The organism is Blautia sp. St.27G3 (assembly GCF_059728505.1).
Genome location: NZ_BAAGFO010000004.1, coordinates 95,400 through 117,457 on the forward strand (window position 1 = coordinate 95,400; position 22,058 = coordinate 117,457).

Sequence of the window (22,058 nt, forward strand, 5' to 3'; positions counted from 1 at the left end):
GTTTTTGTTTCATGCCTCTATTCATGTAAGAGATAATCGGGATTTGTATCGGAAATTTGTTGAGGATTATAACAAAAATTATAAAGATATATAAAAAAGTCAGGATTTATAAGAGGTAACTGTATGGGAAGGAACATAAAATGCAAACAGGATCATTTGTGTATTGCAATATTTACGCTTTGTTTGTCCGTGAGGTTTGTAGAATATTTTCTGATTGAAACAGATAAAACGGCTATTGGAGAAAATGTGCTTCATAAAGTAGTTGGAATTATCATGTTGGCTTTGGTACTAAAAAGGGTAAATCTTTCATGGAGTGATATTGGATTTCATAGAAACGGTTTTGTAAGCGGTATTTTGAACGGTTTGTTATTGGGCAGTGTTTGCTTTGCTATTTCATATGGCCTGGAATTGGCGATTTTTATTCTGCAAGGCAATCCTGCACATTTAGAAATGTATATTAGCAGTTTTTCGTTAACCGGCTCTCAAATAAATAATACGGATTTCGTTTTCTTTCTGTTATGCCTACTATTCAATGTTATGAATGTATGGATGGAGGAGGGCGTTTTTCGCGGTCTGTTTATGAAAACGCTTTCTGAAACAAGGTCATTTATGAAAGCAAATTATATTGCCGCATTTTTGTTTGGTGTTTGGCACATTGTAATGCCAATCAGAAGCTATATAAATGGTGAAATGTCATTTGCGGCAATGCTTCTAATGGGTATCGGTTATATGATCCTTGCCGGGATTATGGGAATCAAATGGGGGCTTCTTTACCGCATAACAGGAAATCTATGGGCAGGGATTGGCGACCATTTATTCAATAATACCGTTGCTACAAACATGCTGCATGTCGTTTCGCTAAAGGGCGCAGACGAATTACAGATTGTCCGGATTATGGCTGCACAAATTATTTCCTTTGCATTTGTGTTGGCCATTCATACTTATCGGACTACTAATGTTCGATAAGGTATTATTGCAAGAACAGAAGCGGAAATAGATAGAAGTTTGGATGGAATGCTTTAAAAGCTGACATAGAGACAAATCAGAATTTGAAAGTGGGTGAAAATATTATGGATTTAAAGAAAATAGAAGATTTTATTGATAAACAAAAAGTGAGTTTTATATGCTCTATTGATGATGAAAATTGTCCTAATGTAAAAGCAATGCTAAAACCCTGCAAAAGAATAGGGCTAAAAGAGTTTTACTTTTCTACTAATACTTCATCTATGAGAGTAAAACAATATAAAGATAATTCAAGTGCCAGTATTTACTTCTATCACAAAGGATTAATGAAATATGTTGGTGTTATGTTAAAAGGTAAAATGGAAGTATTAACAGACCAGGAAACTAAAAACATGATTTGGAAAAAGGGCGATACAATGTATTATAAAAAAGGTGTAACTGACCCAGATTATTGTGTTTTAAAGTTTACTGCTACAAGTGGTAGATATTATTGCGATTTGAAAACAGAAAATTTTGATATTAAGTAGTTGCTAAATTCCCATTGAGGAACAAAGGGAGGAGAGATTCATTGGGCGATTTAAAAGAATTAGGGAAGCTGATGAAAGAACATCCTATCATTATTGTTGTAACATTGGCGGCGATGGCTGTAGGTGCAATTTTTGGAGCGGTTGCGTTTTATCAGGGGTGGTTGGGATGATTTTTTGCTTGCATAAATGCAGATGGAACGATAAGGAGACAATAGAGTATGGACTTGTAAAACTGACACACGAAAATATGGAAAAGGAGCACATTGCTGCGCCATATCCAATAACAAAGATATTCAGGTCGTGTCCAAAAAGAAAATGGGATTCCTCTCTGATCCAAAGTATATGGGCTATAAGGGCTTTCAGACAGCGGATACGGAGCCTTATTTCGAGCTGATGTACTTTGGCTTTTGGCAAAAAATAAGCCTGCTGAGCAAATGATTGCTGACCGCTTAAACGAAGCAGTATCTCATTATACGGATATGAAGATAAAAGATGATAAGACATATTCTCTGAAAGTTTCCGACACGCAAATGCTGGTAACGACATATATGCCTGAATATACGGTCTTTGGAGTTTCTACCGATGCGTATACTGTCCGGCCAGGCCAAATTGATGACACTTTAACGACAGAAAAAGAGCAGGATCTGCCAATCTGTAATTTTAATTATGTATTGATTTACGATGAAAAAACAGACAAGTTTTATAATGTGAAATTCGAGGGAAAAGGGAAACCTGTCATCCCCGATTTTATAGAGGCGAAAGAATTAAATACATATGAACTTGAATTGCCAGACGCAGGGGCAGTAGACAGCCTCTCTCTCAAAAGGAATTCTGACATTCCCATCGTGATAAACAGCATAGATGATGCCCTCGATGGGGAGAGCAATTCCATCACCAATCAAAAGTCTCTGTTGTCCAAATATGCGTCGGAACACGGATTCCGCAATACCATGTTTTTTGTGTTCCTCGCCTACGATGTCCGGTTTATTGCGATCAACGATGATGTGGACAGCGCAAAAGGCGAAAACGACTTCGCTGTGTTCAAAAAAAGGATAAAGAAGTATGATGAAAATGAGAATGCGGGGAATGTCGGGAAGCCTTATTCTATCGAGATTTGCGACACTCCAAGATGGATAAATCTCTATGCGGTAGTTAATGAGGATGTTTATTTTAGTTACGTAATGTAAAGAATTCAGCTTGTCTGTATATTCTTGGACGAGCTGAGTTCTTTGTATTAAATAACACTATTGAATGATTCATTTATGGTGTATTACTATAATTGACTTTTCATATAAAAGAGGATATGCTATAATAAATCACATAATTGTTAAGATATTTTTGTGTGGATTAATAGAGGTGTAATCAATGCTTGATGAAAAAATGATAGATATTGTCAGAAAAATTTTTTTTGACCATGATTGTATTATGACGACCGCTGAACTTAATTCTTATAAACTGTATTATGCTGATATTCAGAAATTATTAGATGAAGGACTGATTGAAAAGATAAAATGGGGATATTACCATTGGGTGGATTCTTTTGATGGACAGGAGGTTAAGATAATCAATCGACTTTTTCCAGATGCAGTCCTTTGTATGGAAACAGCTCTCTTTTATTATCATTATAGCGACCGTAATCCTGCCGAATGGAATATTACGGTTGATAAAAATGTTTCAAGGAATCGTACAAAGATAGATTATCCGTTTGTAAAGGCTTATAGAGTTGAGCCTTATTTAGTACCGCTAGGGGAAATAAAAGGAAGTATTGATTTTGTGGATGTCCGCATCTATGATCGTGACCGTACGATTTGTGATGTCTTGCGGAATATGAGTAAGATGGATAAAGAAATTTTTAATAAGGCAGTTCAAGGTTACGTGAGGGACACGCAGAAGAATATCCCAAACCTTATGAAATATGCAAAGGAACTCAGAGTGCAGAAGAAAGTAAAAGAATTGATTGGAGTGTGGTTGTAGTGGCTGATATTGCGGCATCTGTTTTGGCAAGGCTAAGGAATAAGGCAAAGGCGGCTGGCATTAGTTATCAGCAATGCTTACAGCTTTTTATGCAGGAGGAATTTTTGCGGAAGCTTTCAAAATCGGAGCATGAGGATACTCTTATTCTTAAAGGCGGTTTGTTTATTTATACGCTTACAAATTTTGAAAGCCGAGCAACTGTTGATGTTGATTTCCTATTGCGCAGTGTTTCTAACTCGTTAGAAGAAGTGCAGGCTCTTGTTTTAAAAATTCTTGCTGTACCTACGGGCAATGATTATATTGAGATGACAGCCAAAGGCTTTGAGAAAATTTCCCCACAAAGGAAATATCACGGCATTAGTACGCAGATTATCGGAAAAATTAAAAATGTTCGTGTGCCGTTCAATGTGGATATAGGCGTAGGAGATGTGATTGTGCCATGTGCCGAGGAACGGACCATTCATACGCAGCTTCCTGATTTTGAAGCTCCTGTTATTATGACGTATTCTCTTGAAAGTACGATTGCTGAAAAGTTTGACGCTATTTTACAGCGGTTTGAGCTGACAGGCAGAATGAAGGACTTTTACGATATTTACTATCTGGCAAGGACTTTTGATTTTGACGGAGCGAAATTGCAGACAGCAATATCCAGAACATTGGAACGGCGAGGGACGCCCTACGAAAAGGACAGTTTCAAGCGTATTCTCACACTTGCCGAGGATGTGGATATGCAGAAGCGTTGGAAAATCTTTTTGAAAACTATAAAAGATGATATGCTTGAGTTTTCAGTGGTTATTGAGGGAATACGGAAATTCCTTGAGCCTGTATTTGATGCGATTGTGAATGAGGTTGAGTGGCAAAAAACATGGGATTGTACAAATGCAATGTGGGCTTAAATAAAACAAGATAAATTTTAAAGGAGAATTATTTATGGGAAATCCATTAAATTTAACAACTGAGCAAAAAGAATTGAAAGACAAACACAGACATTGTATAAAGAAATGGCAGAAACTGCCCATGAATTGCATATGTCATTAAAAAGCAGCGGATATGAGCCAAAACATCATAAATATATGCTTGAAAACAGAGGTGTTTCTGTCGAAGACATGGAGTTTTACAACCACATTCATCCTGTTGATGATTTGTTGAAATTCATTGATGATGTAAACGCTAATGATGACCCAGAAGATACAACAGTAGGTGAAAAGTTTATCTTAAGAATTTATACAAGAAGGTGGGGACATTATGACCATTATTCAATGACAAGAACCAAAAATGGTTGGAATTTCAAAGAAATGCTCATATCGTTTTCCCCTTGATTCTTACATTTTCCTCTCATTCCTTGCGGTGCTCATCGGAAGATTGCCCGATCCGCGCAACAGAATTCCGGGAGACGCCAAGAACACCAGAAATTTCCCGGTCGCTTAGATTTTTTTGAAGCAGCTCTATGATCTGCCTCACTCTTGTTTTCTTGAACATAAAGAAAACCTCCTTCAAATACATTATGGCGCAGGAACACTGCATTTTGTAACAGCCTTTTTTGGCACTATAAAATAAGATTTGGATTCCCATCCTGTTTTTTTTCAGCAGCATCTCAATTTGTATTCTGATTTCTCCATGTCCGCGGGGAGACACCGTATACGTTTTTAAATGCACGTGAAAAATGCAGGGGATTTTGATAGCCTACTGCATTACCGATGTCGGCAACAGACAGCGAGGTGAGTTTTAAAAGTTCTGTTGCTTTAATCATTCGATAATTCAGGAGAAATTCCTGCGGCGATTTTCCAACCGCGTCTTTGAAAATCTTTCCGAAATAGCTGCGGTTCAGTCTGCAGACTTTTGCGATATCCTCAACAGAGATATCATTCTGAAAATTCTGTTCTATATAATTCATGGCTTCTTTCATATAAAAATCCCTCAGTTTGCTGTGATTCTGCGTATAAAGCTGTGCGCAGGAGCGCGTGAGGTAGTCAAGAAACAGAAAGAGATGCCCGATCAGGTGAAAGGGCGAAGCATCGCTGTGATTTGTGATGTACAACATTTCATTTTTCATCTCTTCTCTTAAATCCCTGGACTTTGCGCGGTAGATTGGCTGGTCATAAGAAAGTCCGGCGACAGAAATTGCTTCTTTTACACGAAGTCCGTCAAATTCCAGCCAGGTATATTCCCATGGAATATCCGGGGAGGCAGTATACATTGTGATCTGATTTGGAAAGATCATAAACCCCTGTCCGCTTTTGATATGGTAGGTCTGGGAAATGCCTTTGGAGTCAGTAGCATTCAGTGTACCGGAGCCGGAAATAACGTAATGAAACAGATAATGATTGCGGGCAGCAGGGCCAAAGGAATGTGCGGGTGTGCACTGTTCCCAGCCAAACTGATACAGGCCGAGGTCGACGAAATTTTCATTTGGGAAAATCGAAAATAAATAATTCTGCATAGGTTCCTCCTTCAAAGATGATAGGATTTGCTGCAATGCGGTTACTATTTGTGATTTACGGATAAGATAAGTATAAACAAAAATATAGCATAATGCTAGATAACTTTCTCTTATAAATAAAAAAATAGCAAAAAGGTATGAAAGTGAATATATAGCGATATTTATGGTCGCATAAAGGTATGTTATAATGTGGCTACCTAAAAGGCATAAGCAAAACGGGTGGCAACTTAACGTTCTGCGATTCTTTGTAAGAGAGAGGAAGGAGGGCATTACATGAAAATATGTGCAAAGGCAGCCTGGCTTGTGGGTACAGGCGCCGTGGCAATGTCAGCACTGCTTGTTGGATGTGGTGCGAAAGAAACAGCGGATGGAAAAACACTGGTTGAAATTGTCCAGTATAAACCAGAAGCGGTGAAAGCGTTTGAGGCGCTGGAAACGAAGTTCAATGAGACGCATGATGACATTGAACTGAGAATTGAATCACCGAATGATGCAATGACGATCCTGAAAACAAGGTTTATCCGGGAGGACTATCCGGATATTATTGGAATTGGAGGGGACATTAATTATTCGAATTTTCTGGATTCTGATATGCTGATGGATGTTTCGGATTACGAGGGATTAAGTGAGATTAAGGAATCCTATCTGCGGACGGATAAGGAACTGGAATTTATCCCGATGGAGGGGGTCTATGCAGTTCCATACATGGCGAATGCAGCTGGAGTTTTTTATAACCGGGACATTTTTATGGAGCACGGATGGACGATTCCAAAGACGCTGGATGAATTTTATGCGCTGTGTGAGGAAATTCAGACGGCAGGTATTCAGCCGCTCTACTTTGGATTTAAAGATGTTTGGACGTGTCTCGCACCGTGGAATGCAATCTGTGTGGATCTTTCGCCGTCGGATATCTGCGCTCAGGTGAACGCAGGGAACGCGAAATTTGCAGATGCATACCGGCCGGTTGCGGAAGTGACAAAGTCGCTGCTTGCCTATGCACAGCCGGACCCTTTTGCGTACAGTTATAATGACGCATGTACGGCATTTGCAAAAGGTGAGTCTGCGATGTATGTGATTGGGAGTTATGCAGTTCCGCAGATCAAATCCGTGAACCCGGATATCAATGTGGATTCCTTTGTCTTTCCGGCAAGCAATCATGCAGAAGAGAATGTTCTAAATTCAGGAAACGATCTCCAGTGGTCTGTGATGGTAGGTAAGGAAGAGAAAAAGGAAGCCATCTATACCGTGTTGGATTTCCTGTACGAAGATGAAAATATTCAGGCCTATTTGGATGATCAGAGTGCGGTTCCGTGCAAGAAAGGTGATTTCGCACTTCCGTCCATGCTCGATGGTATGAAGGAATATATAGAAAATGATAAAATGGCGGATTATCAAGATCACCATTATCCGGCAGAAATGGCAGTGGATGCGATGATTCAGACATATCTGATGGACGACCGTGCAGACGCTACGGATCTCTTTATGGAACGGTTCGACACGGAGTGGGGGCGTTATAACCGCGATCTGATCGCAAAGGTGCAGAAATTTTATGAAGATAATCCGGATAAACGGGCGGAAGGAGGAGAGAAAAAATGAAAACCAAAGGCGCACAGGAAAGGAAACGTACCTTTCTGCTGATTACGATTCCGGTGATTGCGTTGTTTTTCTGCTTTAATACGTTGCCGCTGATCCGGGGGTTTATTTACAGCTTTACAAATTTTAAGGGATATGGTTCATATGACTGGGTTGGTCTGCGCAATTATCAGGATCTGCTTGGGGACGCCCGCGTCGGAAAATCGTATCTGTTTACCTTTAAATATGCGCTGGCCGGGACAATTATCACGAATGTGATCAGCCTTATTCTCGCGCTTGGACTGAACAGTAAAATCCGTGCCAAGAGTGCACTGCGCGGTATTTACTTTATCCCGAACGTCCTTGGAGGACTGGTAATCGGCTACATTTTCAGCTTTATTTTTACGTATGTTCTTCCGGCCATCGGTCAGAATCTTGGCATTGAGGCGCTTTCCGGAAGTATGCTTTCAAGCACCAGCAAGGCGTGGATTGCGATTGTGATTGTTGGCTGCTGGCAGGCGATTGCAATGAATACAATCATTTATATTTCAGGTTTGCAGACCGTTCCGGAGGACGTCTATGAGGCAGGTTCCCTGGACGGAGTGACGGGATGGAAAAAATTTAAGTATTTGACGTTTCCTCTGATTATCCCGTTTTTCTCTACAAACATGGTACTCAGCATGAAAAACTTTCTGATGGTATTTGATCAGATCATGGCATTGACCAAGGGTGGACCGTCCCAGAGTACGGAATCCATCTCCTACCTGATTTATAACAATGGTATGAGCGGCGGCCAGTTTGGTTTCCAGAGCGCCAACGCGTTTGTGTTCTTTGTTATGATTGTTGCAATTTCTGTATTTCAGATGACAGTTACGAACAGGAAGGAGGAGCAGTTATGAATCAGGTTCAGGTTAGAGATAAGAACAAATATAACTGGCCGGTTACGATATTGCTGGGGCGCTTTCTTTGCCGGCAAGCTGGAGCCTTTCCAACTTCCGGGAAGCGATGGAAGTAACCGATTTTTGGAATTCTCTCGGAAACAGTCTTTTTCTTACAGTTGCAACCGTGGTTCTTCTGGCGTTGATTCCAATTCTTCTGTTCTATATTGTATGTCAGAAGCAGATTTTAAATGGTGTTGTAAACGGAGCCGTGAAGTAGTATAGTGGGTAATTGCAAACAAAGTATAAGTATATAGTTATGAAAGGGATTTGATATGGCGATCTTATTTGACAGCAAGGCAAAAACTTTTACACTTCAGATGAAGAAGAGCACCTATCAGATGAAGATTGATGAGCAGGGCGTGCTTTTGCATACGTATTTTGGAGCAGGGACAGATGAGAGTGATTACTCTTATCTGATTGTTCCGGATGATCATGGGTTTTGTGCACAGCCGTCGGAGCATGGCGGAAATCGGAATTATTCTCTGGACTTTTATCCGCAGGAGTATTCCGTGCATGGCAACGGAGATTTCCGGATTAAGGCGCTGCGTGCCGGTTTGGAAGGCAGAGTGCCAGCTCTTGACCTGCGCTATGGCGGGTATGAGATTTCAGATGGGAAATATGCATTGCCAGGGCTGCCAGCTTTCTTTGCAGGCAAAGAGGAGAAAGTACATACGCTGCGTATTGTGTTAAAGGATTTGTATGAGGAAGTTTATGTAACGCTGTTTTATGGTGTTTTTGAGGAAAAAGACATCATTACGAGGGCAGCAGTGATACAAAACAGGAGCAATGTGCCGCTGAGACTGAAAAGAGCAATGAGCATGAGCCTTGATTTTCCGGAGGGAATGGATGCATTCATCTGCTTTCACGGAAAACACGCAGGAGAACGGCAGTTTGACCGGCGCACTCTGCACAGTGGTGTGACTGAGATTGGAAGCAACCGTGGGACCTCGAGCCATCAGCAAAACCCTTTTGCAATTCTTTGCGGAAAGGATACGACAGAAGAATTTGGAAGCTGCTGCGGCCTTTCTCTTTTATACAGCGGAAGCTTTCAGATTCAGGCAGAAGTCGATCAGTTTGAAGGCGTGAGAGTTACCTGCGGAATCCATGATGAGGAATTCGAATGGATTCTAAATAAAGACGAAGAATTTGTAACGCCTGAGGCAGTACTTTCCTACACAGACCAGGGCTTGGGTGATCTGACTCGTACAATGCAGCGGGCCATGTCTGAAAATCTGATCCGCAGTCCGTGGAAAAATAAAAAACGTCCGGTGCTTGTGAACAATTGGGAAGCTACCTATTTTGATTTTACAGGAAAGAAGCTTTTGCAGATAGCACAGCAGGCGGCCAGAATTGGTCTGGATATGCTCGTACTTGACGACGGCTGGTTTGGAAAGCGTGACGATGATAATTCCGGACTCGGGGACTGGTATGTAAATGAAGAAAAGCTTGGGTGTACTCTGCGGGAACTGGTAGAGCAGGTCAATGAAATGGGGCTGCAATTCGGGATCTGGATTGAGCCGGAGATGGTATCCGAGAATAGTGATCTGTACCGTGAACATCCGGACTGGGCCATGACTATTCCGGGCCGCGACCCTGTTCGTGGCCGGAACCAGCTCACCCTTGACCTTTCGAGGCGGGAAGTCATTGAATATATGAAAGCGTCGATAGACCAGTTACTTGGCATGGCGAATATTGCATACATCAAATGGGACATGAACCGGAGCGTGGACAATGTATTCAGCTCGGCAGCCCCCTACCTGAGTCAAGGGGCTGTGCGGCATAAATATATTCTGGGTCTGTATGAGGTGATGGAATATATTCTGTCGAGGTATCCGGATCTGCTGATCGAAGGCTGTAGTGGTGGCGGTGGAAGATACGATGCAGGCATGCTGTACTATGTGCCGCAGATCTGGTGCAGCGACAATACGGATGCAATCGAGCGGTTGCGTATTCACTACGGCACTTCGTTCGGCTATCCGATGTCAACGGTAGCAGCTCACGTTTCTGTCTGCCCGAACCACCAGAATGGGCGGGTAACGCCATTTCAGACGCGTGGTATCTGTGCGATGCAGGGCGCTTTCGGATATGAACTGGATTTGGACAAACTCAGCGAGGAAGAGATTAGACAGGCAAAAGAACAGGTAGAATTTTACAATATGCACTATGAGCTGTTCCAGAAAGGAGACTATTACCGTCTCAGTTCTCCATTTGAGCATCACGATTTCACTGCGTGGAGTTATGTGATGCCCGATGGCAGCAAAGCCTCCCTGAGTGTCGTTTACACAGATCTTCATGGAAATCCGAAACCGCAGAGGATCAAATGGAGAGGACTGATTCCGGATGCAGTTTATGAACTGGATGGTCAGGAATACACCGGAGCAGCTCTGATGCGGGGGGGCTGCATACTGCCAAAGCCGCGTGAGAATTATGATTCCTGGATGGCAGTGATTGAAAGAAAAGCCAAAAGGAATAGATAAAACTTTGCTGTAAAATATTGGAGATAGGGATCACAGCCAGCCTGCCAAGGAGGAGCCTGGAAAAAACAGGAGCCTTTTTTGCAGGCTGAAGTTTCCGGCGACAAAGCTGTCGGCAATGGCTATTCTTCTAGCATCATCAGGTAACTATCCAGCCTTGCATTTACATAATCTGCAAATAGCTTTTCCATCGGACCAAGATTATGTTTTACATGATACTTATCAAACGCATTATAATATGAAACCCGATCTGAAAACTTAATATTAATCGGCGGAAATCCGGCTTTCATCAATTCTAAATTTACAAGCAATCGGCCGGTTCTGCCGTTTCCATCAATAAAAGGGTGTATTCTCTCAAATTCAATATGAAACCATGCCAGACGGGGAATGACATGCTCCGTACTGTTTCTATAATCCTCTAGCAACTGTTCCATTTTATGCTGGATCAGATATGGCTGTACTGGTTCATGTTCCGCACCCATGATCCTGACAGGTACTTTTCTGTAAACACCCCGGTCCTCCCGTTTATCCGCCAGTACAAGGTAATGAATCTGTTTGATAATACGTTCCGATAATGGTACCTGATCTTTTACTAAATCCTGCACGAATTCAAATGCCTCTTTATGTCCGACTGCTTCTAAATGGTCTTTTAACGGTTTTCTGTCAATCGTTAGACCACGCAAAACCATATCCGTCTCGCGCAATGTTAGAGTATTTCCCTCAATTGCATTGGAATTATAGGTGTACTCAACAATGAATTCCTCGGTTAGGCGTTCTAATTCACCTGCGGTTAGAGGGCGTCTGGTATCCAGTTCTCTTTTCTTTCTGTCTATAGCTGTCAACGGACTTTCCATTGATTTAACCCGTCCATTCTCCGGTTTTTTTGCGTCTATCGGAATCATCCAAATGAGACCGTCACGGGTAGCACCGGAAATCTTTCCTTCTGCGCATAATATGCGCACACGCCTGTCAGGAATACCCCACTTCTCTGCAGCCTGCTTTACCGTCATATACATAAATCGTCCACCTCGCTTACTAAAACGCTATATCCTATTACTGAATTAATAACGACTAAAGGAACTGGATTCTCCTTTTCTGTTTTCATATAGAAAATGATATAAAAATAGAAGAGCAAAAATAATTTACTCTTCTAGTTCTTGTTAAGTTTATTAAGCTTTACAAATAAAATCCATATAAATCCGCCTGAAATAATATCTAATATTTATAAAGCGGATAACGGGAATCGAACCCGCCTATCCAGCTTGGGAAGCTGGTGTTCTACCAATGAACTATATCCGCATCTGTTTTGTTATTATACCATATCAGTTGGGAATTGCAAGCAAAATTAATTTATTTTTCCAAAATCCGGTGAAGGTGATTTTCTGAAAAGAAACGCTTGCATTTGACAGAAATTGGTGTTATGATGAACAAAGAATTTCATATTATACTAGATCATAAGAGTGGGCCGAGTGGTCCACTCTTATTTGTGAAAATGATTGTAAACAAGAAAACCGGACTTTTGGGAGGATTGTGGATGAGTAAAAAGGAGACGTATGAGCAGAAAACCGAAGAGCTGCTTTTACCGCTTGTGGAAAAGCATCAGTTTGAGCTGGTGGATGTGGAATACGTAAAAGAGGGTGGAAACTGGTACCTGCGGGCATATATTGATAAGCAGGGCGGGATTACGGTGGATGACTGTGAAATTATAAGCCGCGCGCTCAGCGATCTGTTGGACCAGCATGATTTTATAGAAGAAGCATATATTCTGGAAGTCAGTTCTCCGGGGCTTGGCCGGCCGCTGAAAAAGGAGAAGGATTTTGCGCGCAGTCTGGGTGAGGAAATTGAGGTGCGCACGTTCCGACCGATCAATCATCAGAAAGAATTTACCGGTATTCTGAAAGAATATGATAAAGAAAAAATTGTGATAGAAGCAGAAAATCAGGAAACAATGGAGTTTGACCGTTCCGACATTGCGTTGGTCAGGCTGGCCTTTGATTTCTAACAGGGAGGATACCAATCATGAATAACGAATTGTTTGAAGCACTGACGATCCTTGAGAGAGAGAAAAATATCAGCAAGGAAACTCTGCTCGATGCAATTAAGCAGTCACTGCTGCAGGCATGTAAAAATCACTACGGAAAAGCAGATGCCAGCAATGTAGTGGTTAACATTGACCCGAATACTTGTGAGTTTGAAGTTTATGCAGAGAAAACGGTTGTCGAAAGAGTAGAGGATGATCTGATGGAGATCAGCCTGACAAACGCAAAAATAAAGGATACCAGATACGAGCTGGGGGATATCGTACGTGTAGATATCAAGTCAAAGGAATTCGGACGTATTGCAACGCAGAATGCGAAAAATGTGATTCTTCAGAAAATTCGTGAGGAAGAACGAAAGGTTCTGTATAATGAGTATTATGAAAAAGAAAGAGACATCGTAACAGGTGTCGTACAGCGTTATCTTGGAAGAAATATTAGTGTCAACCTCGGAAAAGTAGATGCGATGCTGAACGCTGAAGAGATGATTAAGGGCGAGACGTACCGTCCGACAGAGCGAATTAAAGTTTTTGTGCTGGAGGTAAAAGATACGCCAAAGGGGCCGAAGATTCTTGTTTCCAGAACACATCCGGAATTTGTCAAACGTCTGTTTGAGTCTGAGGTAACTGAAGTTCGGGATGGTACGGTTGAGATCAAGAGTATTGCGAGAGAGGCTGGCAGCAGGACGAAGATGGCTGTGTGGTCGAACAATCCGGATGTTGATCCAGTGGGTGCGTGCGTGGGTCTGAACGGAGCGAGAGTAAACGCAGTTGTGGATGAGCTTCATGGAGAAAAGATTGATATTATCAACTGGGATGAAAATGCAGCGCTTCTGATCGAGAATGCTTTGAGTCCTGCGAAGGTTATTTCGGTTATTGCAGATGGGGATGAAAAGACGGCTAAGGTTGTTGTTCCGGACTATCAGCTTTCCCTTGCGATTGGCAAGGAGGGACAGAATGCCCGTCTGGCAGCCCGTCTGACCGGATTTAAGATTGATATTAAGAGCGAAACGCAGGCGAGAGAGTCCGGAGATCTTCTGGAATATGAAGAAGATTATTATGAGGATGAGTACTACGACGAGGAAAACGGCGAGTACTATGAAGAAGATTATTATGAGGATGGCGAATATTCTGAGGATGATACATATCCGGAGGATGGAGTTTATGCGCAGGATGGCGCAGAACCGGATGCTGGTGTGGATGAGCCATATCAGGACCGTGAACAGGCGGATGCCGGGGAAGATCCGGCAAATGATGAGCCGCAGCCAGGAGAGCAGGAGTAAAAGATGGCAGTACAGGCAAAAAAGGTTCCGCTGCGCAAGTGCACGGGCTGTCAGGAAATGAAAAGCAAAAAAGAAATGATGCGGATTCTCCGTACGGCTGAGGGTGAGATTGTTCTCGATACGACAGGCCGGAAAAATGGCAGAGGCGCGTATGTGTGCCGTTCTATGGAATGTTTTGAAAAGGCAGTAAAGAGTAAAGGACTGGAACGGTCGCTGAAATGTCGGGTGCCAGAAGAGGCGTATGAGAGTCTGAAGAAGGAGATTGAATTATTTGAAGAGAGATAGCGTATTATCGCTGATTGGTATTGCAAAGAAAGCAGGTAAGATTGCAGCCGGTGAATTTCAGACAGAACATGCTGTCAAATCAGGAAAAGCCAGTCTTGTGATCATCTCGGAGGAAGCTTCGGAAAATACGAAGAAGAAGTTCCGGAATATGTGTGCCTTTTACGAAGTTCCGATCTTTTGCTACGGGACGAAGGATGCACTCGGAGCTGCGGTTGGATGTGAATTTCGTGCGTCTATTGCGGTAACGGATGCCGGGCTTTCGCAGTCTTTGGAAAAGAAGATAGTCAGTATGAGGGACGGAGGTTATGAGAATGGCAAAAATCAGAGTTCATGAGCTGGCCAAAGAGCTGGCAAAGGATAATAAAGATGTGATTACAGCGCTGCAAAGGCTTGGTGTGGAAGTGAAAAGCCATATGAGTAATGTGGAAGAAGCAGATGCCGGGAAAGTGAGAGCGTTATTAACAGGGAAGACTGAGAGGATAAAGGAGGAGGAACGTATGGAACAGAATCCAGAAAAGGGAACAGAAAAGGATTCCGTAAAGAAACCGGATGGAGAGGGAGTTGCACAGCCAAAGAAAAAGAATATCATTCAGGTGTTCCGTCCTCAGAACAGCAAGACAGGAATGGTAAAGCCAGGTGGCAGGCCGAAACAGGCAGGTGCAGGAACGGTAAGAGGACAGGGACAGCCAGGGGCAAGACCGGCGCCAGGGACAGCACGTCCGCAGGGACAGCCAGGAACAAGGCCGTCCGCAGGAGTAGCGCGCCCACAGGGACAGCCGGGAGCAAGACCAGCAGCACAGGGACAGCCGGGAGCAAGACCAGCGGCAGAAGCAGGCCGTCCGCAGGGACAGTCGGCAGCGGCAAGACCAGCATCAGAAGCAGTACGTCCGCAGGGGCAGCCAATGGCAGCAAAGCCGGATACGGAAGCAGTACGTCCGCAGAGTCAGGCTGGAACTGAGAAGCCAGCAGCAGCTGAACCGCAGAGAACAGCACAGGATACAGGAAAAGTGACCGCGCAGAGCGTATCAGTTACAGCAGGCAACGCGCAGACAACCGGCACTTTGCGCCAGAATGAACAGGGAAATCCAAGACCTCAGAATCAGACAGAAACTCGCCCGCAGAGTGGTATCCGTTCACAGGATGGCCGTTACCAGGGCGATGGACAGAGAAACCGTTATCAGGGTGATGGACAGAACCGCGGCCAGGGAAGCCGTTACCAAGGTGATGGACAGAACCGCGGCCAGGGAGGCCGCTATCAGGGTGACGGACAAAACCGCGGCCAGGGAGGCCGTTACCAGGGCGATGGACAGAATCGTGGCCAGGGAGGCCGTTACCAGGGCGACGGACAAAACCGTGGCCAGGGCGGCCAGGGCAGCCGTTACCAGGGTGACGGACAGAACCGTGGTCCGGGAGGCCGTTACCAGGGTGACGGACAGAACCGTGGCCAGGGAAGCCGTTACCAGGGCGACGGACAGAACCGCGGCCAGGGAGGCCGTTACCAGGGCGACGGACAGAACCGTGGCCAGGGAAGCCGTTACCAGGGCGATGGACAGAACCGTGGTCCGGGTGGTCGTTACCAGGGAGGCAATCAGGGCAGAGGGCAGGCACCACATGCAGGCGCAGTGCCGAAAGCACCGACAGAATCCAAACCGCTTGAGAAAGAGAGTAGAAAGCGCGTTGAGCGCGGAGACAGAAACCGCGCAGACAAAGGTGATAAGCTTGAGAGAATGGAGAAGAATGTTCGCCAGGGCCAAAAGGGTACTTCGAAGAAAAATCAGCCGATAAAAGCCCCGGCTCCTAAGCCGGTAGAAAAACCGGAAGATACAATCAAGACAATCACAATACCGGAGAAGCTGACAATTTCTGAGCTGGCAGAAGCGATGAAAGTAGTACCTTCTGCTGTAGTAAAGAAGCTGTTTCTTCAGGGAACTATGGTTACAGTGAATCAGGAAGTGGATTTCGAAAAGGCAGAGGAAATTGCGCTTGAATTTAACTGTATCTGTGAAAAAGAAGTAAAAGTAGATATACTGGAAGAGCTGCTGAAGGAAGAGGATGACGCAGAAGAGACATTGGTACCACGTTCACCGGTTGTATGTGTGATGGGACACGTTGACCATGGTAAGACTTCCCTTCTGGATGCGATTCGTGATACACATGTGATTGACAGAGAAGCAGGAGGAATTACACAGCATATCGGTGCTTATGTGGTTTCGATTGACGGACAGAAGATTACATTTTTAGATACGCCGGGCCATGAGGCGTTTACGGCAATGCGTATGCGTGGCGCGAATGCGACGGATATTGCGATTCTTGTTGTCGCAGCAGATGATGGCGTAATGCCGCAGACCGTAGAGGCAATCAACCATGCGAAAGCAGCAGGTACTGAAATAATTGTTGCAATTAATAAAATTGATAAGCAGGGCGCGAATATTGAGCGAGTAAAACAGGAACTCTCAGAGTATGAGCTGATTCCGGAGGATTGGGGCGGAAGCACAATCTTTGTTCCTGTGTCAGCGCATACACACGAAGGTATTGATACGCTCCTTGAAATGATTCTGCTGACAGCGGAGGTTGCTGAACTGAAAGCAAATCCGAAGAGAAAGGCAAGAGGCCTTGTAATCGAGGCAGAGCTTGACAAGGGTAAGGGCCCGGTGGCTACGGTGCTCGTACAGAAAGGTACCTTGCGTGTCGGTGATCCGGTGGCTGCAGGCGCTTGCTATGGAAAAGTAAGGGCCATGATGGATGATAAGGGTCGTCGCGTAAAAGAGGCAGGACCTTCTACTCCGGTAGAGATTCTCGGATTCAGCGATGTACCGGGAGCCGGCGAGATATTTATGTCAATGGATTCCGAAAAAGAGGCGAGAAGCTTTGCAGAGACCTTCATCAGTGAAGGAAGAGAGCGAATGCTTGAGGAGACAAGATCAAGAATGTCTCTGGATGACCTGTTTTCTCAGATTCAGGCAGGTAATCTGAAAGAGTTGAACATCATTGTGAAAGCAGATGTTCAGGGCTCCGTGGAGGCAGTAAAACAGAGTCTTCTGAAACTTTCTAATGAGGAAGTAATCGTGAAGATTATTCACGGAGGCGTTGGTGCAATCAATGAATCTGACGTAATTCTGGCGTCTGCTTCAAGTGCGATTATTATCGGCTTTAATGTGCGTCCGGATGTAATGGCAAAATCCAGCGCAGAGCGGGAAGGCGTTGATATCCGTCTGTACCGTGTTATTTACGATGCAATTGCAGATGTGGAAGCAGCTATGAAGGGAATGCTGGATCCGATTTTCGAAGAAAAAGTAATCGGCCATGCCGAGGTACGCCAGACATTCAAAGCATCCGGTATCGGAACAATTGCAGGATCTTACGTACTGGATGGAATTTTCCAGCGCGGCTGTTCTGCAAGAATCATAAGAGATGACAAAGTGATCTTCGACGGCGCACTTGCATCCCTGAAACGTTTTAAAGACGATGTAAAAGAAGTAAAAGCCGGTTATGAATGTGGTCTCGTATTCGAGAAATTCAACGACATCCAGGAAGAAGACCGCATTGAAGCTTATACAATGGTGGAAGTTCCGCGTTAGCATTGGGCCGTGCCATTAACCGCGTGGACGCGTCCGGGAGCTTGCTCACGGAGAAGCGTCTTAGCGGTTAATGCTAGGGCGAAAGCCCGCGACCGAGATGAAGCAAAGCGGAATCGAGGTCGGAGCACGGCGGTGTCCCGCGGAACCAATGTATTGTATAGTAAACCATACCATACCAATACCGCCCCGTGCGTCCCACGAATCCACCACATTTAAAGTTTCTCCATATAGCCAAATATTGAAAAGGCAGGAATGTGAATTGAGAAAAAACAGTATAAAAAATACCAGAATCAACGGCGAAGTGCAAAAAGAGCTGTCCCGTATCATCCAGAATGAAATCAAGGACCCGAGGATTGCTCCAATGACCTCTGTGGTAGCCGCAGAGGTGGCACCGGACCTGAAAACATGCAAGGCATATATTTCAGTGTTCGGAGACGAAAAGGCGGCAGCCGATACGCTGGCAGGTCTGAAAAGCGCGGAGAGTTATATCCGCCGTCAGCTTGCACGTACGGTAAATCTGCGCAATACACCGGAAATCCGTTTTATTCTGGATCAGTCGATCGCGTATGGGGTCAGCATATCCCATTTGATCGATCAGGTCATTGATACCGATGAGAAGAAGCGTAATTCCGCAGACCAGAATACCATGGAAGAAGGGGCTGAATAAAGAAGGGATGAGCGCTATGATCAATCTTGCAGAAGAATTGAAACAGGTACGGTTCGTGGCGATTGCAGGCCATGTAAGACCTGACGGGGATGCAACAGGTTCCTGTCTGGGGTTGTACCATTATCTGAAGAAAAATTATCCTGAGACAGATGTCAGAGTGTATTTGGAAAACACGCCACAGGCATACAGTAAAGTGCCTGGAATTGATGAAGTTTTTCATGAAGTTGGAGAGAATGAAGCGCCGGATGTTTTTTTCTGCCTTGACTGCGCAGATGAAAAACGTCTTGGGGGATTCGCAGAGCTGAAAAAACGGGCGAAACGTGTGATTTGTATTGATCATCATGTCAGCAATGGAGGCTTTGCGGATGTAAATTATATTGTACCGGATGCGAGTTCCACGTCAGAGCTTGTTTTCAGGCTGCTTGACGAGGAAAAAATGCCAGTTGAGACTGCTGAGAATCTGTATATGGGGCTTGTGCATGATACGGGTGTGTTCCGGCATTCGTGTACGTCTCCAGAAACGATGGAGATTGCGGCAACTTTAATGAGAAAAGGAATTGATGCAGCGGGGATCATCAACCGTACTTTTTATGATAAGACGTATCACCAGAATCAGATTCTGGGAAGAGCGCTTCTGGAAAGCATTCTTCTGATGGATAAGAAGGTGATTTTCAGTGCGATCCGTCAGAAGGAAATGGATTTTTACGGAGTCGGTCCGTCTGACCTGGATGGAATTGTGCAGGTGCTTATGAGTACGGCAGATACAGAGGCTGCCATTTTTCTCTACGAGGTTTCGCCACAGACCTTTAAGGTGAGCCTTCGCTCCAGAGAATTTGTGGATGTAAGTACGATAGCTGCATATTTTGGCGGCGGCGGCCATATAAGAGCCGCAGGCTGTACCATGCAGGGAAGCATCTATGATGTTGTGAACAATATTACACTTCATATTGAGAAACAGCTTCGTCAGGAGAGAGACAGTGATTAACGGAATCATTAATGTATATAAAGAGTGCGGCTATACCTCTCATGATGTGGTGGCAAAGCTGCGTGGTATTTTGAAACAAAAGAAAATTGGTCATACAGGAACACTTGATCCGGAGGCACAGGGCGTGCTTCCGGTTTGTCTTGGAAACGGGACAAAGGTCTGTGAGTTGCTGACAGATAAGACAAAGGAGTATCGGGCGGTTTTATTGCTGGGCACCGTGACTGACACGCAGGATTTGACAGGGACAGTGATACAGAATGCGCCGGTACACTGTACAGAAGAGGAGCTACTGCCATGTATTTCAGGTTTTGTCGGAACGCAGGAGCAGATTCCGCCGATGTATTCAGCCTTGAAAGTGAATGGGAAGAAGCTGTATGATCTGGCCCGCCAGGGGATTGAAGTGGAGCGCAGGCCAAGGACGATTACGATTGAAAAGATTCAGGTGGAAGAGATTCGTTTTCCTGAGGTGGTTTTTACGGTTCGCTGTTCAAAAGGGACCTATATCCGGACACTTTGTCACGATATTGGCGCAGTGCTCGGTTGTGGGGGCTGTATGAAGGCGCTGCTGCGCACGCAGGTCGGTCCTTTTTTGGTGAAGGATAGTGTCAGACTGGACGAAATTGTCCGTTACAGAGATCAGGGAGAGCTGGGGAAGATCGTTCAGCCAACAGATTCCGTATTTATGCAGTTTCCGTCTTTTACATTAACTGCGCAGATGGAACGAATGGTGCGCAATGGCAACCCGCTCCCACAGCGCTTGATGTGCAGCCAATATATGCAAGAGGTGGGAGAGGAAGCGTGTGCGGCGGCAGGGACAGGTGACGAAAAGAGTTGCCGTCTGGAAAATCCGGCAGAGCAGCTGCGTCTGTACAGCCCGGATGGAGAATTTTTGGCAATTTACGGATGGAATCACGAGAATGCCTGCTATAAGGCAGTAAAAATGTTTTTATAAAAGGAGCTGGCCGGGAAACTGATGATATATATACACGACACGACAGAATTTTATTCAGAAGTACCTTCGGTTGTCACACTTGGGAAATTTGACGGATTTCACAGAGGGCATCAGAAGCTGCTGAGGGAAGTGAAGAAATTGCAGGAAGAGCAGGGACTTCGCGGGATTGTTTTTACCATTTCATCGGAAAAGCTTCCGGTGCTTCTCTCAACGGACGAAAAACGTTGGATGGTGGAGCAGTACGGAATCGACTGCATGATACGGTGCCCGTTTGTACCGGAAATTCTGAGTATGGACCCGGAAACTTTTGTGTCGGAAATTCTGATAAAAAAATTGCAGGCGAACTATATTGTGGTTGGAACAGATTTTCGGTTCGGACATCAGAGAACAGGGGATGTACGGCTACTTGGGGCGCTTCAGCAGGAGTACGGATTTACACTGCGAGTGATGGAAAAAGAGTGTCTGGGCGAGAGGGAAATCAGCAGTACCTATGTGAAAGAAGCGCTGGCCGGAGCAGACATGGAGCTGGTGACGGAACTGCTTGGTTATCCGTATCTCGTAAAAGGGACTGTACAGCATGGCCGCAAGCTGGGCCGCAAGCTGGGGATGCCGACTGTGAATCTGATCCCGGAGGATAAAAAATTACTTCCGCCGCCCGGGGTATATTTCAGCCGGACGGTTTGTGAAGGGCGTACCTATTTTGGCATGACAAATGTAGGCTATAAGCCGACGGTAGATGGTTCCTTTCTCGGTGCGGAGACCTATCTGTTCGGGACAAATGAGGACATGTACGGGAAAGAGCTTGAAGTCAGCCTGATGAAATTCCGCAGGCAGGAGCGAAAATTTGATTCAGTAGAAGAACTGAAAGCTCAGATGCAGAAGGATATACAGGCAGGAAAGGAGTATTTCCGTGTATAATATACTTTGGAGCGTCAGTGTGCTGCTTATTTTTCTGGGAATTCTTTTGGCTGGGGCCGGAGCGTTTTTTAAGTTTTTTGCACAGAAAAACGAAGTGTATAAAGGGCGTGCGGAGGCGCGAGTCGTGGATATCGTTACGGAACCGCGCAAAGGCGCAGCGTCTTTATCAGAATTTCGAAACTATCAGGTAGCTGTGTTTGAATTTTACGCGGAAGGACATTTAATAAAAGTCCGTGACTCTGCGGATACATATCCCTGTCCATATTACCGTGGGCAGAAGGTTCGCATTGCTTATGATGAATCAGCTCCGGAACACTTTCAGATTGAGGACCGGAATTTATTTTATCAGCTTGGCAGCGCTGCAAATATTTTAAGCGCGTGTTTCATTCTGGCAGGTTTTTTGCTGTTTTTCATGTATGCGTCGGGAGTCCGCATTTAGGTTGACAGCTTCCATTTTCTATGCT

Annotated in this window: 23 protein-coding genes, 1 tRNA gene and 1 pseudogene; 21 read left to right on the forward strand and 4 right to left on the reverse strand. The window is 44.6% G+C overall.

From position 1 onward, the window contains the following. Positions 1-123: 123 nt before the first annotated feature. From AC6I2O_RS17830 to AC6I2O_RS17860, 7 genes are all read left to right on the forward strand, one after another. Positions 124-966, forward strand: a complete 843-nt coding sequence (locus AC6I2O_RS17830) for a CPBP family intramembrane glutamic endopeptidase (RefSeq protein ID WP_497743398.1) — start codon at positions 124-126, stop codon at positions 964-966. Positions 967-1,070: 104 nt separating this feature from the next. After that, complete coding sequence (locus AC6I2O_RS17835) at positions 1,071-1,490, forward strand: pyridoxamine 5'-phosphate oxidase family protein (RefSeq protein ID WP_497743399.1); 420 nt, start codon at positions 1,071-1,073, stop codon at positions 1,488-1,490. A gap of 41 nt (positions 1,491-1,531) precedes the next feature. Next, a complete protein-coding gene (locus AC6I2O_RS17840) occupies positions 1,532-1,660 on the forward strand; it encodes a hypothetical protein (RefSeq protein WP_497743400.1) in 129 nt (42 codons plus the stop codon). A gap of 237 nt (positions 1,661-1,897) precedes the next feature. Beyond that, positions 1,898-2,677, forward strand: a complete 780-nt coding sequence (locus tag AC6I2O_RS17845) for a recombinase family protein (RefSeq protein WP_497743401.1) — start codon at positions 1,898-1,900, stop codon at positions 2,675-2,677. A 178-nt stretch (positions 2,678-2,855) separates the two neighbouring features. After that, positions 2,856-3,464: a type IV toxin-antitoxin system AbiEi family antitoxin domain-containing protein gene (locus tag AC6I2O_RS17850; RefSeq protein ID WP_120391511.1), complete on the forward strand. Its 609-nt coding sequence runs from the start codon at positions 2,856-2,858 to the stop codon at positions 3,462-3,464. After that, positions 3,464-4,360, forward strand: a complete 897-nt coding sequence (locus tag AC6I2O_RS17855; RefSeq protein ID WP_120391512.1) for a nucleotidyl transferase AbiEii/AbiGii toxin family protein — start codon at positions 3,464-3,466, stop codon at positions 4,358-4,360. Before AC6I2O_RS17850 ends, AC6I2O_RS17855 begins: the two co-directional genes overlap by 1 nt. A 93-nt stretch (positions 4,361-4,453) precedes the next feature. After that, positions 4,454-4,783 (forward strand): hypothetical protein, encoded by a 330-nt coding sequence (locus AC6I2O_RS17860; protein ID WP_120391513.1) that lies wholly within the window; start codon positions 4,454-4,456, stop codon positions 4,781-4,783. 16 nt (positions 4,784-4,799) lie between these two features. Here AC6I2O_RS17860 and AC6I2O_RS17865 read toward each other — a convergent pair whose 3' ends face one another. Next, positions 4,800-4,943 (reverse strand): hypothetical protein, encoded by a 144-nt coding sequence (locus tag AC6I2O_RS17865; protein WP_497743402.1) that lies wholly within the window; start codon positions 4,941-4,943, stop codon positions 4,800-4,802. 115 nt (positions 4,944-5,058) lie between these two features. Beyond that, positions 5,059-5,904, reverse strand: a complete 846-nt coding sequence (locus AC6I2O_RS17870) for an AraC family transcriptional regulator (RefSeq protein WP_120391514.1) — start codon at positions 5,902-5,904, stop codon at positions 5,059-5,061. A 273-nt stretch (positions 5,905-6,177) separates the two neighbouring features. Here AC6I2O_RS17870 and AC6I2O_RS17875 point away from each other — a divergent pair, with 273 nt between their 5' ends. The 4 genes and pseudogenes from AC6I2O_RS17875 (at position 6,178) to AC6I2O_RS17890 (ending at position 10,894) form a co-directional block, all read left to right on the forward strand. Then, a complete protein-coding gene (locus AC6I2O_RS17875; RefSeq protein ID WP_497743403.1) occupies positions 6,178-7,500 on the forward strand; it encodes an ABC transporter substrate-binding protein in 1,323 nt (440 codons plus the stop codon). Further along, a complete protein-coding gene (locus AC6I2O_RS17880; protein WP_120391515.1) occupies positions 7,497-8,375 on the forward strand; it encodes a carbohydrate ABC transporter permease in 879 nt (292 codons plus the stop codon). The genes AC6I2O_RS17875 and AC6I2O_RS17880 overlap by 4 nt, the downstream gene beginning before the upstream one ends. Before the next feature lie 169 nt (positions 8,376-8,544). Then, a pseudogene (locus AC6I2O_RS17885) lies at positions 8,545-8,634 on the forward strand (carbohydrate ABC transporter permease); the annotation flags it as partial. A 55-nt stretch (positions 8,635-8,689) separates the two neighbouring features. Further along, positions 8,690-10,894: an alpha-galactosidase gene (locus AC6I2O_RS17890; RefSeq protein ID WP_497743404.1), complete on the forward strand. Its 2,205-nt coding sequence runs from the start codon at positions 8,690-8,692 to the stop codon at positions 10,892-10,894. A 119-nt stretch (positions 10,895-11,013) separates the two neighbouring features. On the opposite strand, the gene AC6I2O_RS17895 is transcribed toward AC6I2O_RS17890, so the two are convergent. Next, a complete protein-coding gene (locus AC6I2O_RS17895; protein ID WP_497743405.1) occupies positions 11,014-11,907 on the reverse strand; it encodes a Fic family protein in 894 nt (297 codons plus the stop codon). Positions 11,908-12,119: 212 nt separating this feature from the next. Then, positions 12,120-12,190: transfer RNA gene (locus tag AC6I2O_RS17900), tRNA-Gly, on the reverse strand. A gap of 235 nt (positions 12,191-12,425) precedes the next feature. Here AC6I2O_RS17900 and rimP point away from each other — a divergent pair. The 10 genes from rimP to AC6I2O_RS17950 all read left to right on the forward strand — a co-directional run bounded on the left by rimP (position 12,426) and on the right by AC6I2O_RS17950 (position 22,033). Next, positions 12,426-12,893, forward strand: coding sequence for a ribosome maturation factor RimP (rimP, locus tag AC6I2O_RS17905; protein WP_120391518.1), 468 nt, complete (start codon positions 12,426-12,428; stop codon positions 12,891-12,893). 17 nt (positions 12,894-12,910) lie between these two features. Then, the gene (gene nusA / locus AC6I2O_RS17910) at positions 12,911-14,209 is read left to right on the forward strand and encodes a transcription termination factor NusA (protein ID WP_120391519.1); all 1,299 of its coding nucleotides are present in this window, start codon (positions 12,911-12,913) and stop codon (positions 14,207-14,209) included. 3 nt (positions 14,210-14,212) lie between these two features. After that, positions 14,213-14,494 (forward strand): RNase P modulator RnpM, encoded by a 282-nt coding sequence (rnpM, locus tag AC6I2O_RS17915; RefSeq protein WP_120391520.1) that lies wholly within the window; start codon positions 14,213-14,215, stop codon positions 14,492-14,494. Then, entirely contained in the window at positions 14,481-14,828 is a 348-nt protein-coding gene (locus AC6I2O_RS17920) for a L7Ae/L30e/S12e/Gadd45 family ribosomal protein (protein ID WP_120391521.1), read from the forward strand. The genes rnpM and AC6I2O_RS17920 overlap by 14 nt, the downstream gene beginning before the upstream one ends. Next, on the forward strand, positions 14,806-18,072 hold the full coding sequence (infB, locus tag AC6I2O_RS17925) for a translation initiation factor IF-2 (RefSeq protein WP_497743406.1): 3,267 nt from the start codon (positions 14,806-14,808) through the stop codon (positions 18,070-18,072). The genes AC6I2O_RS17920 and infB overlap by 23 nt, the downstream gene beginning before the upstream one ends. A gap of 259 nt (positions 18,073-18,331) precedes the next feature. Then, the gene (gene rbfA / locus AC6I2O_RS17930) at positions 18,332-18,739 is read left to right on the forward strand and encodes a 30S ribosome-binding factor RbfA (protein WP_497743407.1); all 408 of its coding nucleotides are present in this window, start codon (positions 18,332-18,334) and stop codon (positions 18,737-18,739) included. Between the two features lie 16 nt (positions 18,740-18,755). Next, on the forward strand, positions 18,756-19,724 hold the full coding sequence (locus AC6I2O_RS17935) for a DHH family phosphoesterase (protein WP_497743457.1): 969 nt from the start codon (positions 18,756-18,758) through the stop codon (positions 19,722-19,724). Further along, positions 19,717-20,676, forward strand: a complete 960-nt coding sequence (gene truB, locus AC6I2O_RS17940) for a tRNA pseudouridine(55) synthase TruB (RefSeq protein WP_497743408.1) — start codon at positions 19,717-19,719, stop codon at positions 20,674-20,676. The genes AC6I2O_RS17935 and truB overlap by 8 nt, the downstream gene beginning before the upstream one ends. A gap of 21 nt (positions 20,677-20,697) precedes the next feature. Further along, positions 20,698-21,594 (forward strand): bifunctional riboflavin kinase/FAD synthetase, encoded by an 897-nt coding sequence (locus AC6I2O_RS17945; RefSeq protein WP_497743409.1) that lies wholly within the window; start codon positions 20,698-20,700, stop codon positions 21,592-21,594. Next, entirely contained in the window at positions 21,587-22,033 is a 447-nt protein-coding gene (locus AC6I2O_RS17950; protein ID WP_497743410.1) for a DUF3592 domain-containing protein, read from the forward strand. The genes AC6I2O_RS17945 and AC6I2O_RS17950 overlap by 8 nt, the downstream gene beginning before the upstream one ends. Positions 22,034-22,058: the final 25 nt, after the last annotated feature.

Coding starts and splice junctions, on each gene's coding strand:
- AC6I2O_RS17830 (WP_497743398.1), top strand. CDS start 124: ATGGGAAGGAACATAAAATGCAAACAGGATCATTTGTGTATTGCAATA.
- AC6I2O_RS17835 (WP_497743399.1), top strand. CDS start 1,071: ATGGATTTAAAGAAAATAGAAGATTTTATTGATAAACAAAAAGTGAGT.
- AC6I2O_RS17850 (WP_120391511.1), top strand. CDS start 2,856: ATGCTTGATGAAAAAATGATAGATATTGTCAGAAAAATTTTTTTTGAC.
- AC6I2O_RS17865 (WP_497743402.1), bottom strand. CDS start 4,943: ATGTTCAAGAAAACAAGAGTGAGGCAGATCATAGAGCTGCTTCAAAAA.
- AC6I2O_RS17870 (WP_120391514.1), bottom strand. CDS start 5,904: ATGCAGAATTATTTATTTTCGATTTTCCCAAATGAAAATTTCGTCGAC.
- AC6I2O_RS17875 (WP_497743403.1), top strand. CDS start 6,178: ATGAAAATATGTGCAAAGGCAGCCTGGCTTGTGGGTACAGGCGCCGTG.
- AC6I2O_RS17880 (WP_120391515.1), top strand. CDS start 7,497: ATGAAAACCAAAGGCGCACAGGAAAGGAAACGTACCTTTCTGCTGATT.
- AC6I2O_RS17890 (WP_497743404.1), top strand. CDS start 8,690: ATGGCGATCTTATTTGACAGCAAGGCAAAAACTTTTACACTTCAGATG.
- AC6I2O_RS17895 (WP_497743405.1), bottom strand. CDS start 11,907: ATGTATATGACGGTAAAGCAGGCTGCAGAGAAGTGGGGTATTCCTGAC.
- rimP (WP_120391518.1), top strand. CDS start 12,426: ATGAGTAAAAAGGAGACGTATGAGCAGAAAACCGAAGAGCTGCTTTTA.
- nusA (WP_120391519.1), top strand. CDS start 12,911: ATGAATAACGAATTGTTTGAAGCACTGACGATCCTTGAGAGAGAGAAA.
- rnpM (WP_120391520.1), top strand. CDS start 14,213: ATGGCAGTACAGGCAAAAAAGGTTCCGCTGCGCAAGTGCACGGGCTGT.
- infB (WP_497743406.1), top strand. CDS start 14,806: ATGGCAAAAATCAGAGTTCATGAGCTGGCCAAAGAGCTGGCAAAGGAT.
- AC6I2O_RS17935 (WP_497743457.1), top strand. CDS start 18,756: ATGATCAATCTTGCAGAAGAATTGAAACAGGTACGGTTCGTGGCGATT.
- AC6I2O_RS17945 (WP_497743409.1), top strand. CDS start 20,698: ATGATATATATACACGACACGACAGAATTTTATTCAGAAGTACCTTCG.